The sequence below is a fragment of the Streptomyces sp. NPDC052023 genome (assembly GCF_044548465.1).
Taxonomy (GTDB): Bacteria; Actinomycetota; Actinomycetes; order Streptomycetales; family Streptomycetaceae; genus Streptomyces.
Window position 1 is genome coordinate 138,140 of the sequence record NZ_JBIUBW010000006.1, and the last position, 14,226, is coordinate 152,365.

At 72.9% G+C, this 14,226-nt stretch carries 10 protein-coding genes; 2 read left to right on the forward strand and 8 right to left on the reverse strand.

The features are described 5' to 3' along the window. Window positions 1-181: 181 nt before the first annotated feature. Window positions 182-970, forward strand: coding sequence for a hypothetical protein (locus ACIHCM_RS15470; protein ID WP_399895018.1), 789 nt, complete (start codon window positions 182-184; stop codon window positions 968-970). 35 nt (window positions 971-1,005) lie between these two features. Here ACIHCM_RS15470 and ACIHCM_RS15475 read toward each other — a convergent pair whose 3' ends face one another. Beyond that, window positions 1,006-3,006: a DUF6350 family protein gene (locus tag ACIHCM_RS15475; protein ID WP_399895021.1), complete on the reverse strand. Its 2,001-nt coding sequence runs from the start codon at window positions 3,004-3,006 to the stop codon at window positions 1,006-1,008. A gap of 96 nt (window positions 3,007-3,102) precedes the next feature. Here ACIHCM_RS15475 and ACIHCM_RS15480 point away from each other — a divergent pair, with 96 nt between their 5' ends. Next, the gene (locus tag ACIHCM_RS15480; RefSeq protein ID WP_399895024.1) at window positions 3,103-4,260 is read left to right on the forward strand and encodes a helix-turn-helix domain-containing protein; all 1,158 of its coding nucleotides are present in this window, start codon (window positions 3,103-3,105) and stop codon (window positions 4,258-4,260) included. A gap of 118 nt (window positions 4,261-4,378) precedes the next feature. Here ACIHCM_RS15480 and sucD read toward each other — a convergent pair whose 3' ends face one another. The 7 genes from sucD to ACIHCM_RS15515 form a co-directional block, all read right to left on the reverse strand. Continuing rightward, a complete protein-coding gene (sucD, locus tag ACIHCM_RS15485) occupies window positions 4,379-5,263 on the reverse strand; it encodes a succinate--CoA ligase subunit alpha (RefSeq protein WP_365445882.1) in 885 nt (294 codons plus the stop codon). A gap of 27 nt (window positions 5,264-5,290) precedes the next feature. Next, window positions 5,291-6,469: an ADP-forming succinate--CoA ligase subunit beta gene (sucC, locus tag ACIHCM_RS15490; RefSeq protein ID WP_399895028.1), complete on the reverse strand. Its 1,179-nt coding sequence runs from the start codon at window positions 6,467-6,469 to the stop codon at window positions 5,291-5,293. A 944-nt stretch (window positions 6,470-7,413) separates the two neighbouring features. Continuing rightward, window positions 7,414-7,620, reverse strand: coding sequence for a hypothetical protein (locus tag ACIHCM_RS15495; protein ID WP_399895031.1), 207 nt, complete (start codon window positions 7,618-7,620; stop codon window positions 7,414-7,416). Between the two features lie 301 nt (window positions 7,621-7,921). After that, entirely contained in the window at window positions 7,922-8,047 is a 126-nt protein-coding gene (locus ACIHCM_RS15500) for a hypothetical protein (protein WP_399895034.1), read from the reverse strand. A gap of 1,184 nt (window positions 8,048-9,231) precedes the next feature. Then, the gene (locus tag ACIHCM_RS15505; RefSeq protein WP_399895037.1) at window positions 9,232-10,413 is read right to left on the reverse strand and encodes a VWA domain-containing protein; all 1,182 of its coding nucleotides are present in this window, start codon (window positions 10,411-10,413) and stop codon (window positions 9,232-9,234) included. Between the two features lie 34 nt (window positions 10,414-10,447). Continuing rightward, window positions 10,448-12,934, reverse strand: coding sequence for a DUF5682 family protein (locus tag ACIHCM_RS15510; RefSeq protein WP_399895040.1), 2,487 nt, complete (start codon window positions 12,932-12,934; stop codon window positions 10,448-10,450). Window positions 12,935-13,024: 90 nt separating this feature from the next. Further along, window positions 13,025-14,164 (reverse strand): AAA family ATPase, encoded by a 1,140-nt coding sequence (locus ACIHCM_RS15515; RefSeq protein WP_399895043.1) that lies wholly within the window; start codon window positions 14,162-14,164, stop codon window positions 13,025-13,027. Window positions 14,165-14,226 lie beyond the last annotated feature (62 nt).

A 14,226-nucleotide genomic window follows, 5' to 3' on the forward strand; every position in this document is an offset into this window, starting at 1 on the left:
CGGGAGGTAGCGTCTGGCGCAGCGGTCTCGGGAACGCGGGAGGTGTGCGACGCGTTCATGAGTCGACGGGCTCCGTCGCGATCCGGTCGGATCCACCGCCGGATCCAGCCGCTCCGGTTCCGCAGATCCGCTCGTTCCAGTTGTTTCCAGTTGTTTTTCACAAGGGGAAGACGCTCACTTGATGTCGGTCCGCAGCCTGCGATTCCTCACGCTCCCCCAGCAGCCGGCGCAGCGAGGGGTGCGCGCCGGCGTGCTGCTGCGGCAGCGCCCCACCTCGTCGCCCGACGCGCTCTCGGGCGACGCCAGCGGCGGCCGGCAGGGCGGTTCGGGCCAGGACGACAACCCGTTCGCACCGCCGCCCGAGGGCACGCCCGACCGGCCGTGGCAGCCGCGGCGGCCGTCGGGTGACAGCGGCGACTCCCCCGGCTCGGACGGCTCACAGGGCAACGGCGGGCGTCCCGCGTGGGGCAGCCAGTGGAGCGACCGGCAGCCCGGCCGCTCCGGCGGAGGCTTCGGCGACCGGCCCGGGGGCAGCCCCGAAGGCTCCGGCGGCCCGGCCCCGGGCATGCGCTGGGACCCCACGGACCCCGCACAGCGCCGGGCTCGCTACGCACTGCTGGCAGGCATGTGGGCCTTCTTCTTCGCGCTGTTCAGCTGGACGTACGTGGCACTGCTGCTGGGTGCGCTGGCGCTGTACTGGGGCGTCAGCGCCCTGCGCACCAAGCCGCGCACGCCGTCGCCGGACACCCCGGACGCCGCGGCACCTGCCCGCCCGCAGACCGCGGCGGCCGTGAGCGGCCTGGTCACGGCGTCGCTGGCGATCGCGCTCGTCGGCGCGTCGTTCGCGGCGCAGCTCGTGTACCGCGACTACTACACGTGCACCAACGACGCCCTCACGAACGAGGCGCGACAGGCATGCAGCACGCTGCTGCCGGAGCAGCTGCGCGATGTTCTGGGGGCCAACGCCTGAGCGGCGGGGACCAACACCTGGGCAGGTTCGGGCCTTCAGGGGCCGTCTTCGGGCTTTGCGTCCGGCTTGGGGGGGTCGGGGGTCCGGGTGGTGTCGGGGGTCTGGGACGGGTCGAGGACGCCTGAGGGGTGGTTGACCCCTGCGGGGTCGAGGGCTTGCTCGCCCGGCGCGGAGGGCTCGGGCCGGGCGGAAGTCTTGGTCAGGTCGGGACGTTCGGGGAGGCCGGGGAGGCCGGGCGACTCCGTCGGCTCCGTCGGCTCCAGTGCCTCCGTCCTCGCGGAGACCTCGCGCAACGCCGCCCAGCGGGCCTCGCGGGCCGCGTCGTCGTGGGGCCAGGGGGACGGGGGATCGAAGAGGAAGGGTTCGTAGAGCTCGTGGGCGTTGTCCGCGTCGCCCGTCCCGTCCGCGAGAGCGCGGGCGTCGGGGTCGCGAGCCTCGGAGTCGCGAGCCTCGGAGTCGCGGGCCTCGGAGTCGCGGGCTTCGGAGTCGCGGGCCTCGGAGTCGCGGGCCTCGGAGTCGCGGGCCTCGGATCCTGGGGCTTCCGGGTCGGGGGCCTCCGCGTCGGATGCTTCCGGGTCGAGGGTCGGCGCCGTGCGGGACACGGGGACCCGCAGCAGGTCGTACTCCTTGTCGTCCGGCCCGTTGCCGGCGTCCGCCCGCGCCTCCGGTTGCGGACCCGGCCGCAGACCCGGCCGCGTTCCCGCCCTGGCCGCCGTCTCTCCCTCCTCGGCCCTCCCCCGGCATTCCCACCACCGCACCAGCAGCGCCACCGGCACCCCCACGACCGCCACCCACACCAGCGCCGCGAGTCCCACGTGCCACCACACCGGCCCGAACCGGGCCAGCGAGTCCACCCCGAGCGGCCCGCCCGCCGGCCCCGCGAGCAACGTGAGCCAGGCCCCGCACAGCACCGCCGCCAACCCGGCGCACCCCGCGGTACGCCCTGGCGTCCATGCCCCGGCGCCCTGCCCGCCCCGCACCGCCCCCTTGGCCGTGAACCACCCCACCGTCACCCCGGCCGCCACCGGCACTGCGGCGACCGCCCAGTCCGGCGGCGTCACGGCACCCCCTCCCGGCACCGCCGCCAGCAGCGGGAACGTCGGCAGGACGGGCGCCGGGCCGGAGGACAGCGGTCCGGCCAGGTGGCCGGCGCCCAGCGCGAAGCCTGGCCCGAGGGCGTACGCCGCGCCCCACACCGCCGCGTTCGGCACCAGCGCCAGGCACAGCAGGAGCACCGCGAACCTCCCCGACCAGCCCTCCGTCAGCTCCGCGAACGCCATCCGTGCGGCCGTGCCGTGCCAGACCAGCGAGACAGCCACCAGCAAGGCTCCGCCCCCGACGAGCACAGCGGCACCGGCCGTCGCCGCCCGTGCCGCGAGGCCGAACCGCTCCCGGGCCCGCGCACCGAGGAAGGCGCTGCGCAGCGGCCCCAGCAGATTCAGTACGGCGTGCACCGGCCGGCGCGGATGCCCGTACGCCGTCCACGCCCCGGCCCCCGCCGCACCCACGGCGACGAGCGGCACGCACACGGCCGTCGTTTCCCAGTCGGGCCGCAGCACGCCCCTCGCCGCGTACGCCGCGACCGCTCCCCCGACGGCGAGGTAGCCGAGCACCACCCCGGCCCAGGCCGTTCGCCCGGCCACCAAGGGGGCCGGCCCGTCCCCCGCGTAGGCCCCGTCCACTGCGTCCCGGGCCGCCCGGAACACCAGCCACATGGGCAGGGCGAGCAGCAGCATGGGGGTGACTCCGACGGGAGCGGGGACGCCGGAGAGGGTCTCGACGCGGACGAGTTCCGCGCCGTGCGCCAGCAGCCACAGCGCCGCGGCCACGCGCAGTGCGCCGCCCGGCCCGCTGTCGGGGTAGGGCGAACTGATCCACAGCACCATCACCAGCACGGCGAACGAACCCAGTCCCAGTCCGGCCGCCACCACGCCACCGAGGACGCTGGCGGCAAGTCCGGGCGACCGGCGGCGCATCCGGCCGTACCGGGGGGAGAGCGGCGTTCTTCGGTCGGTCATCAGGGTCACGACGGCCATGCTCCCAACGACACGCGCTTTCCCGGCGTAACAGGCGAACCACCGATGTGTCGCTCAATATGTGCTTATGTGTTTTTTCGTACGAAGGGGGGATCTGTGACACAGAGCCCTGCAACCCCGCTTCCCCCTCCCGAGGAGCGCCGACGCCTACGGGAGGCAGGTTCCCTGACGCAGGCTCAGGTGGCGGCCCGGGTCGGCGTCTCCAAGGCGACGGTGCGGGCGTGGGAGTCCGGTCGTACGACGCCCGACGGCCAAAAGGCGGAGGCGTACGCGAAACTGCTCGCCTCCCTCGCGGACGAGCCGGTGGAGCAGGTACGCCAGGACGGCACGCCGGCCGTCGCGGCCGGGACCGCCGCCGTACGAACCGCAGACCCCATGGCCGACACCGAGCGCGTACCCCTCCCCGACACCGGCCCCGACCCCCATCCGTCACCCCGACCCGAACCGGCATCCGAACCCCTGACACCCGATCAGGCTTTCGACGCGCTCTACGCGTTCTGCGCGCCCGGCCTCGTCCGGCAGGCGTATGTGCTCACCGGACGGCGCGAACTGGCACGCGAGGCGGTCGAGCGGGCCTTCCAACTCGCCTGGCAGCGCTGGCCCGAGGTGGCCGTCGACCGGGACCCGGCGGGCTGGGTGCGGGCAGCGGCGTACGAGTACGCGCTCTCCCCCTGGCACCGCTTCCGCCCCCGGTACCGCCACCCGGAGCCCCCACCGGCCGAGCTTCGCGACCGCACACTGCTGAACGTCATCCTGAAACTCCCCCCACCACACCGCCGCACCCTCCTCCTCTACGACGGGGTGGGCCTGGGTCTGCCGGAGACCGCGGCGGAGACGGAGGCGACCACCCCGGCGACGGCCAGCCGCCTGCTCTACGCACGCCAGGCCGTCGCGTCCCGGCTGCCCGACCTCGCCGACCCGGAGAAGTTGCAGCGGCGGCTCGGCGAACTGGCCTCCACGGAGCGGTTGCGCGCGGCCAGACCCCTGGCGGTCCGCACCGGCGGCGAACGCCGGGCACAGTTCTGGACCCGGGCCGCCATCGCCTTCACGGTCACCCTGATCGGCGCGACGGCACTGACCCTGCGGACCGCTCCGACACAGTACGAGCCACCGGTGGCGCCTGGTGAGACGGTACGGGGCGTGCCCCCGCGGGCGGCGCCGGGACCGCTGTCGTACGAGCAGCTGGAGCTGCGGGAGAAGCTGCGGCAGGCGGCGGAGAGCGGGCCGGAGCGCCTGGTGCCGGAGCCGGGATGAGGTGATGTGAGGTGAAGCGGGGGGCGCATGCGGAAGGGCCCGCTCCCGTGGCTGGACGGCCATGGGTGCGGGCCCTGCTGCCGCGCCCCGCTGTGCGGCGAGCTGCTGTGGTGCGGTCTCAGCCGGCGAGGATCTCGCGGGCGAGCTTCGCCGTCTCGGTCGGGGTCTTGCCGACCTTGACGCCCGCGGCCTCCAGGGCCTCCTTCTTCGCCTGGGCGGTGCCCGACGAACCGGAGACGATGGCGCCCGCGTGGCCCATGGTCTTGCCCTCGGGGGCGGTGAAGCCCGCGACGTAGCCGACGACCGGCTTGGTCACGTTCTCCTTGATGAAGGCCGCGGCCCGCTCCTCGGCGTCGCCACCGATCTCGCCGATCATCACGATCAGGTCGGTGTCGGGGTCGTCCTGGAAGGCGGCCAGCGCGTCGATGTGCGTGGTGCCGATGATCGGGTCGCCACCGATGCCGACGGCGGTGGAGAAGCCGATGTCACGCAGCTCGTACATCATCTGGTACGTCAGCGTGCCGGACTTCGAGACCAGGCCGATACGGCCCGGCTTGGTGATGTCGCCCGGGATGATGCCGACGTTGGACTGGCCCGGGGTGATGATGCCGGGGCAGTTCGGGCCGATGATGCGGGTCTTGTTGCCCTTCTTGCCGGCGTACGCCCAGAACGACGCCGAGTCGTGCACGGCGATGCCCTCGGTGATCACGACGGCCAGCGGGATCTCGGCGTCGATCGCCTCGACGACCGCGTCCTTCGTGAACTTCTCCGGCACGAAGATCACGGAGACGTTCGCGCCGGTCTTCTCGATGGCCTCCTTGACGGTCCCGAAGACGGGTACCTCGGTGCCGTCGAAGTCCACGGACTGACCCGCCTTGCGCGGGTTCACGCCGCCCACGACGTGCGTGCCGTCGCCGAGCATGAGCTTGGTGTGCTTCATGCCGGTGGCGCCCGTCATGCCCTGGACGATGACCTTGCTGTCCTTGTTGAGCCAGATAGCCATGGTGTGTTGTGTCCTCGTCCTGAGTGCTTACTTGGCGGCGTGGGCCAGTTCGGCGGCCTTGTCGGCCGCGCCGTCCATGGTGTCGACGCGCTGGACCAGCGGGTGGTTGGCGTCGGTGAGGATCTGCCGGCCGAGCTCGGCGTTGTTGCCGTCGAGGCGGACGACGAGCGGCTTGGTGACCTCCTCGCCACGGTCTTCCAGAAGCTTCAGGGCCTGGACGATGCCGTTGGCGACCTCGTCACAGGCGGTGATGCCACCGAAGACGTTGACGAAGACGGACTTGACGTCCGGGTCGCCGAGGATGATCTCCAGACCGTTGGCCATGACCTGGGCGGAGGCGCCACCGCCGATGTCCAGGAAGTTGGCCGGCTTGACGTTGCCGTGCTTCTCACCGGCGTACGCGACGACGTCCAGGGTGCTCATCACGAGACCCGCGCCGTTGCCGATGATGCCGACCTCGCCGTCGAGCTTGACGTAGTTGAGGTTCTTCTCCTTGGCGGCGGCCTCGAGCGGGTTGGCCGCGGCCTTGTCGTGCAGCTCGTCCCAGTCGTGCCGGAACTCGGCGTTGTCGTCCAGCGACACCTTGCCGTCCAGGGCGATGACGTCACCGGAGGCGACCTTCGCGAGCGGGTTGACCTCAACGAGGAGGGCGTCCGACTTGATGAAGGTGTCCCACAGCGTGACGAGGACGTTCACGACCTTGTCGGCGACCTCGGCCGGGAACTTGGCGGCCTCGACGATCTCGCGGGCCTTGGCCTCGTCCACACCGTCGATGGCGTCGATCGCGATCTTGGCGACGGCCTCCGGACGGGTGGCCGCCACCTCCTCGATCTCCACGCCGCCCTCGACGGAGGCGATGGAGAGGAAGGTGCGGTTGGCGCGGTCGAGGAGGAAGGAGACGTAGTACTCCTCGAGGATCTCCGGAGCGGTCTCGGCGATCATGACCTTGTGGACCGTGTGGCCCTTGATGTCCATGCCGAGAATGTCCGTCGCGCGGGCGACGGCCTCGTCCGGGGTGGCGGCCAGCTTCACGCCACCGGCCTTGCCGCGGCCACCGACCTTCACCTGCGCCTTGACGACGGACTTGCCGCCGAGCCGCTCGGTGATCTCGCGCGCCGCCTCAGGCGTGTCGATGACTTCACCGGCCAGCACCGGTACATCGTGCTTGGCGAAGAGGTCCCTCGCCTGGTACTCGAACAGGTCCACGCGCTTCCGTCCCTATCAGTGATCTCGCGGTTCGTTGGATGCGTGGGCGTGCCGCGAAGGGCAACGTGACGACCGCATGTGTCACAAGGGAAGCGCACACGGTGTCCGAGCGCGCGGCATGTCCGTCTCGCAGGTTATCTCTGCTTGCGGGGGGCCTCTAAATCGCGAGTCACATGTGAGCGGTGATACCTGTCACATGATGTCGGGGTTACTGGCACGGAGTGCCGGTGGCGAGCGGCGGGAGGGGGTGGGGCGGGGAACGGGTGGGGCGGGGAACGGGTGGGGCGGGGAACGGGTGGGGCGGCGGTAGCGGAGTTGAGGCGGGTGGGGTGGGAGAACGGATCGGACGGGGTGGGGAACGGATGGGAGATCGGGTGGGGGCCGGGTGGAGAACGGATCGGCTGGGGGCGGGGGACGGACGGGGTGCCGAGGGGAAGGGCTGGAAGCGGGGAACTCCGGCGCCTTCCTCGAGTGCCGGGGGCTGCGGGAAGGGTGTCAGCGGGGCGCAGGGGGCCGGGACGGCGGAAGCGGGGGCCTGCCCGGCCGGAGGCAGGCGAAGGGCCTCACCGGGCTGGGGTTGACCCGGTGAGGCCCCTTGAGCTGCCCCGAGGGGAGACCATCGGGTCCCTGCCGGGGGCGTCGATCCGGCGATCCCCACCCCAATGGGGACCGCCGGACCCTCTCCGCAGGGGTTCCGTCCGGGCGGCCGACGGTTTTCGACCGCCCGTGCCGGGTGCCTGCGGGGTCGATCGGCACGCCGGACGGCGTACCGCGTTCTGGGTGCGCGCCTGCCGCGCCTTGCGAGGGCCGGCCGCGGTGAGGCGCCGCCGGGCGCGCGGCGGGGACGTGCTGCCGGTGCCGGACCTGACCCTGCGCGCCACAAGCGCGCGACGCCCGCACGACGGAGACGGCCTCACCAGCCACGCTGCCCACGAGAGGGTGCCCTAGCCGGGGAACAGGGGGATGTCCCGATACCGGTCCAGCGTCCCGCACTGCTCGACACGCAGAGCCGTCCCCGGCACGAGCCACACCCTCATGCGCTGGCCCAGGGGCACCGCGTAGGCGTCACCGTGGCGCGACGAACCGCCGTCCGCCGAGGACCGACCGCGCAGCGCCGCATCGCCGCCCCCACCGCCCGGCGCCGGAGCCACGGGCACGTACCCCGCACCGGCTCCCGCACCACCGGGGGACGCGCCAAGCCCCGGAGCGTGATCCCCCACCGCCCCCGCCGCACCGCCCCGTCCCTCCGAACCACCGTCAGGGGAAGCCGAACCCCCGCCCACACCGGAAGGCTGCGCCCCCACGCCTGGAAGCGGCAGTTCCCGCCCGGAACCACGAAGACCCCGGGCAGACCGTGCCCGCCGGGGTTTACGGACAGCCCAGGGCCCCCGGACACCACGGGCAGCCCAGGGCCCCCGGGGATTACAGGCGAAAGCCCAAGACCTCCGGGGACTACCGGCTGAAGCCCAGGAACCAGCGGCGCCCCATGTAGTGCCGGGATCGCAGGAAGCGGGAGAACGCCGGGAAGCCCGGGAGCGCCGGGAAGCCCTGCAGCGCCGGGAATCTCCAGCGCGCCAAGGAGCCCACGAACGCCGGAATGCCCGGCAATACCTGAGGGGCCCGCAAGATCGGGCAGTACGGGAGCACCGGCGACCACGGGCCCGTCGGACAGCCCACCAGCCGACCCGGGCCCCTCGGGCAGCCCTCCGGCCCGTGCCGAAAGTCCCGGCAGGCGCGGCAGGGCGGTCCCGGGAAGCAAGTCGTGCAGGCGAGGCACCTCCAGCACGACGGGCCGCCGAGGCCCCTCAGATCGCTCAGAGGTCAGGTCAGGCACGTAAGGCACCTCCAGCACGCGAGGCACCACCGGCGCGACAGGCAGCCGAGGCCCCTCAGATCGCTCAGAGGTCAGGTCAGGCACGTAAGGCACCTCCAGCACGCGAGGCACCACCGGCGCGACAGGCAGCCGAGGCCCGTCGGACCGCTCACGCACCTGAGATACCTCAGGCAGGCCCCCAGCCCCCTCGGAGCCCCGAGGCAACTCAGGCAGGCCTCCCGCCCCGGGCCGCACCAACGCGTCCGGCGGCTCCGGCCGCAAAGGCACCCCGTGCGACGCCGACGCACCACCCGCGCCCCCGGCCGACCGGCCTCTCACCGCGTCCACGGCATCCCCGACCGGCCGCACAAGCCGCTCTCCCACGGACCGCCCGGCACCCTCGACGACGGGAAGGGCAACAGCCCGGCCCGCCGGCCCAACCGCCTCGCCCCGCGTGCCATGGAGCCGGCCCTCGCCTCTCTCCCGCTCCCGCCCCGGCCTCAACTCCCGCACGTGCTCACCCGGGGCCGTGCTCACCGGCGCGACCATCCGCGCCAAAGCCCCAGGACCCGCCGCTCCTTCAGCCGCGTCCGCCCGCTCCCCGCACATCACCTCGAGCACGAACAGCCCACCCACCAGCAGAGCCAGGTGCAGAACACGCCGCCCCGCCGCCACACGCGTCACACGCGTGGCGGCGCCGGACACTGCGGCTGACCAGATCACGAGGGGGAGGATCCTCCGTGCGGTGGAACACGTCACGCGTCGACGACTACGCATCGCCGAGTGCGCATCAACGACCAGGCGGTACCGGCAAGCGGAGCCACCGCACCGCTGGTGAGGCGTCGATCCTTGCACGTGACTCCCGAGGTTGCGCAAGCCCCGCGTTACCGATGGGTAGTCACCTCCCCTTCCCGGAAAGCGTCTGCCGAACCCGCTCACCTCGGGCGCATCACGCGGTGTCCGGTATCGGCAGCGGCCGCTTCTCGATCGCCGCCGCCATCACCTCCGGGAACAGATCCGGCGTGCAGGCGAACGCCGGCGCGCCGAGCGCCCCCAGCGCTGCCGCGTGCTCCCGGTCGTAGGCGGGCGCGCCCTCGTCGGACAGCGCGAGCAGCGTCACGAACTGCACCCCCGCCCCCTTCATCGCCGCCACGCGCTTCAGCATCTCGTTCCGGATCCCTCCTTCGTAGAGATCGCTGATCAGTACGACCACCGTCTCCGCGGGCCGGGTGATCTGCGACTGGCAGTACGCCAGCGCCCGGTTGATGTCGGTGCCGCCGCCGAGTTGCGTGCCGAAGAGCACGTCCACCGGGTCGTCAAGCTGGTCGGTCAGGTCGACGACCGCGGTGTCGAACACCACGAGTCGCGTGTTGATCGTCCGCATGGAGGCGAGCACCGCCCCGAACACCGACGCGTACACCACCGATGCCGCCATGGATCCCGACTGGTCGATACAGAGGATGACCTCCTTCTTCACTGACTGGGACGCCCGCCCGTAACCGATCAGCCGCTCCGGTACGACCGTTCGGTACTCCGGCAGGTAGTGCTTGAGGTTGGCCGCGATGGTGCGGTTCCAGTCGATGTCGTGGTGCCGCGGCCGGTTGACGCGCGCGCTGCGGTCGAGGGCCCCGCTCAGGGTGGCCCGGGTACGAGTGGCGAGCCGCTTCTCCAGGTCCTCGACGACCTTGCGCACGACGGCCCGCGCCGTCTCCTTGGTCGTCTCCGGCATCGCCTTGTTCAGCGACAGCAGCGTGCCGACGAGATGCACGTCCGCCTCCACGGCCTCCAGCATCTCCGGCTCCAGCAACAGCGCGGACAGCCCGAGCCGGTCGATGGCGTCCCGCTGCATGACCTGCACGACGGACGACGGGAAGTACGTCCGGATGTCCCCGAGCCAGCGCGCCACGGACGGCGCCGACGCCCCCAGCCCCGCCGAACGCTCCCTTCCCGTCCGCGGTTTGTCCCCCTTTCCGTAGAGCGCGGTCAGTGCCCCGTCCATCGCGGCGTCCCGCCCACCGAGCGCACACCCGGTGCCGTCCGCCGTGTCACCCCCCAGCACCAGCCGCCAGCGCCGCAGCCGCTCCCGGCCGGCATCGTCCAGCTCAGCCCCCACCAGGGCCTCCGTGGTCACAGGGCCTCCTCCCCACACACCTCTTGGATCCTCCTCATGACGCCACCCCCGCCAACGCGACGGCGTTCTGTTCTGCCGCCCCTGCGTCCAGCCCCAGGAGCAACCGCACCACCGGCAGCACGGCATCGGCCCGCTCGATGTCGAGGCCCACGCCGAAGCCCGCTGTCCCCGCCCCGGCCCTCTCCGTGCTGCCGCGCTGTCCCGGCCCCCGGCGCACCAGCTCACCCAGCGTTCTGCGGACCCCCGGCTCGTACGCGGAGAAGGTGCGCCGCAGGAGCGGCAGTACGTCCGTGAAGGCCTCCGCCGGGACCCCCGTCAGCCAGCCGTCGACCAGCCCCAGCAGCCGCTCGTCGTGCACCAGCAGCATCCCGCCGCCGCCCCCGCCGACGAACCCCTCGATCCACGCGGCCGCGTCCCCCGGCGCCGTCCCCGGCGAGAGCACCAGCCCCATCAGCCGTGCCGCCTCGTCCCGCGCCAGCTCACCGTCGTCCAGCAGCAGCCGCACCGCTCGCCCACGAAGCAGGCCGGGCACGGTGTCCCGCCCGGAGAGAATCCCCAGCACCGCGTGCCACCGGCGCCGCAGATCGTCATGTCCCGCCGCCGGCGCCTCACCGAGCAGCCCCACCGCCGTGTGCACCGCGTCCACATGACGCCGCATCTCCTCGGCCGCGTCCGTGTCGAGGGCGGCACAGGCCGGTGGCAGCCCGACGAAGATCCGCTCGGCGAGACCGGCGGCGACCCCCGCGAGAGCACCCGTGTCCGTGCCGCGTACGTCGCCGTAGCGCAACGAGCGGACCAGAGCCGGCAGCGCCTGGGCGAGATGACCGACGTCCGTGTCGAGCGCCGCACGGTCGGCGAGGATCCGCATCACCACCGGGAGCGCGTCCGGCAGTTCGGCCAGCAGACAGCGCTCGGCGAGGCCCGTGACCTCGGCGAGGCCGTGCGCCACCGTGGCGTCCGTCTCCGCCTTGGCGGTCGCGGCGGCGAGGACGGTCGTCCCCCACACCCCGGCCTCGGCCACCCGCACCGACAGCTCCGGCTCCCAGCGCAGCCGCCAGGTCTCCCGGAACGTCCCCGTACTGCCCCGCGAGGTCACCGGCTCACCCCACGCCACCCCCAGCAACCTCAGCCGATGCAGCAACCTGCTGCGCCCGGCATCGGTCTCCTTGCGCAGATCGAGCTCCAGCTCCCGCTCCAGCGCCTCCGGCTTCAGCCTCAGCCGCCGTTGCAGCCGGGCGAGGTCCCGCTGCAGCGGGACGGCCGGCGCCGCCTCCGGCACCTCCCCGAGGCCGTCCCCCACAACCAGCCGGTCGTGCACCAACGCCAGCGGCACGTCCGATCCCTCGCACATCACCGCCCGCACGGCGTCGGTCGTCTCGCCGAGCCCCGCCAGCGGACGCCCGCGCATCGCGGCGAGCGTCTCGGCGAGTCGCACCGCCTCGATGACATGCGCCGAGGAGACGGCCCGGTCCTCGGCCCGCAGCAACCCCGCCACCTTGGTCATCCACCGCTCGACGGGCCGGTCCGGCGCCGAGAACAGATGCCCGTACCAGCCGGGCGAGTCGATGCCCGCGCCGTAACCGCTCACCCGAGCCAGCCGCTGGTTCGTCCACGGCACCCAGGTCATGTCGACCTTGACCTTGGGCAGCCCCTTCACCAGCGCGCGATCGGCCGCGACGGTCACCTTCTGCCGCAGCGCCGGGACGTGCCACGCCCCGCAGACCACGGCGACACCGCTGACGAACTCCCGCTGTGCGGCCCTCATCTGCAAGCGCATGTACGCCTCCCGCACGAGGTCCCGGTCATGTCCCCCGTCGCCGTACACCTCACGCAGCGCCCCCATCGCCTCCTCGACCACGGCGAACGGAGCGAAGGCGTCGCCCGCGCCGAGTCCCCGATGCTCGACGACGTCTTCCCACCAGCGCTCGGCGTCCTCATAACCGGCGGCCTCCGCAAGCACACCGAGCGGGTCGATCCGCACATCGGCCTGGTCATCGGCGCCACCATCGGTGTCGGCGTCCGCACCGGCGGCGGTGTCTTCGGCCGTGTCGGTGGAGACGCCGGCCTCGGCACCGGCGTCGCCGCCCGCCGCGGTGGGGGTGCCCTCGGCCACAGGCCCGGGGTCCCCCTCCCCGGCCCGCTCCGTCTCCGGCCCCCTCCCCCACACCAGCGTGTGCGTGGCCGGCAGGTCGATGAAGCGCGCCGGTACGTCGTGCTCCAGAGCCCACCGGATCGCCACCCACTCCGGCGAGAACTCGGCCAGCGGCCAGAACGCCGAACGTCCGGGCTCGTCCACGGCGTGAGCGAGCAGCGCGACCGGCGGCCGCATGTCCTCCTCCCCGGCCAGCGGAATCAACGCGTCGGCCTCGGGCGGGCCCTCGATCAGCACCACCCGCGGCCGGGCCGCGTCCAACGCCGCCCGCACGGCCCGGGCCGACCCCGGTCCGTGATGCCGTACGCCGAGCAGCAGCGGCTCAGTGCCGGTCGCTCCGCTGCTCCGGGCGCCCTCAACCCCCGTCACGCCGTCCCCCTCGCCTCCGAGGCCACCCCAAGTCGTCGTCGCCCACGGCGCCGACGTGCTTCCCGAACGGTGCGTCCCACGCCGTGACACTCATGCGCTCACCTCCCGGCAGGCCCGGTAGAAGTCCTTCCAGCCGTCCCGCTCCCGCACGACCGCCTCCAGGTACTCCTGCCAGACGACCCGGTCCGCCGCCGGGTCCCGGACGACCGCGCCGAGAATGCCGGCGGCGACATCACTCGGCCGCAGGACGCCGTCGCCGAAATGGGCGGCCAGTGCGAGCCCGCTGGTGACGACGGAGATCGCTTCGGCGGTGGACAAGGTGCCGCTGGGCGACTTCACCTTCGTACGGCCGTCGGCCGTGATTCCGTCCCGCAACTCGCGGAACACCGTCACCACGCGCCGGATCTCGTCGACGCCGTCCGGCACGGCCGGCAGGTCGAGGGACCGCCCGAGCTGTCCGACACGCCGCGAGACGATGTCGACCTCGGCCTCGACGCTGTCCGGCAGCGGCAGCACCACGGTGTTGAAGCGGCGGCGCAGCGCGCTGGACAGCTCGTTGACCCCGCGGTCACGGTCGTTGGCCGTGGCGATCAGGTTGAAGCCGCGGACGGCCTGCACCTCCTGCCCCAGCTCCGGTATCGGCAGCGTCTTCTCCGACAGGATCGTGATGAGCGTGTCCTGGACGTCGGCCGGGATCCGGGTCAGCTCCTCGACCCGGGCGGTCATCCCTTCGGCCATGGCGCGCATGACGGGGCTGGGCACCAGGGCGTCCCGGCTGGGGCCGTGGGCGAGCAACTGCGCGTAGTTCCAGCCGTACCGGATCGCCTCCTCCGGGGTACCGGCGGTGCCCTGCACCAGCAGGGTCGAGTCGCCGCTGACCGCCGCGGCCAGGTGCTCGGAGACCCAGGTCTTGGCGGTGCCGGGCACGCCGAGCAGGAGCAGGGCACGGTCGGTGGCGAGCGTGGTGACGGCGACCTCGATGATGCGGCGCGGTCCCACGTACTTCGGCGAGATCACCGTGCCGTCGCTCAGGGTGCCGCCCAGCAGGTAGGTGGCGACGGCCCACGGTGACAGCTTCCAGCGGGCCGGACGCGGCCGGTCGTCCTGCGCGGCCAGCGCCGCGAGTTCCCCCGCGAAGGCATCCTCGGCATGCGGCCGCAGCGCCTCCGGTTCTTGATCGGACGTGGTCTCGGTCAGCTCGACGGATGTCGGTTCCACGGACACAGGCATGGCTGAGTCCCCCTCCAGCTCGGCCGGTTCGGATCTGGCATCCACGTTGCACCACACCACTG

Excerpts from the sequence above, each read along its gene's own strand:
- ACIHCM_RS15470 (WP_399895018.1), top strand. The coding sequence starts at position 182 with ATGTCGGTCCGCAGCCTGCGATTCCTCACGCTCCCCCAGCAGCCGGCG.
- sucD (WP_365445882.1), bottom strand. The coding sequence starts at position 5,263 with ATGGCTATCTGGCTCAACAAGGACAGCAAGGTCATCGTCCAGGGCATG.
- ACIHCM_RS15515 (WP_399895043.1), bottom strand. The coding sequence starts at position 14,164 with ATGCCTGTGTCCGTGGAACCGACATCCGTCGAGCTGACCGAGACCACG.
- ACIHCM_RS15475 (WP_399895021.1), bottom strand. The coding sequence starts at position 3,006 with ATGGCCGTCGTGACCCTGATGACCGACCGAAGAACGCCGCTCTCCCCC.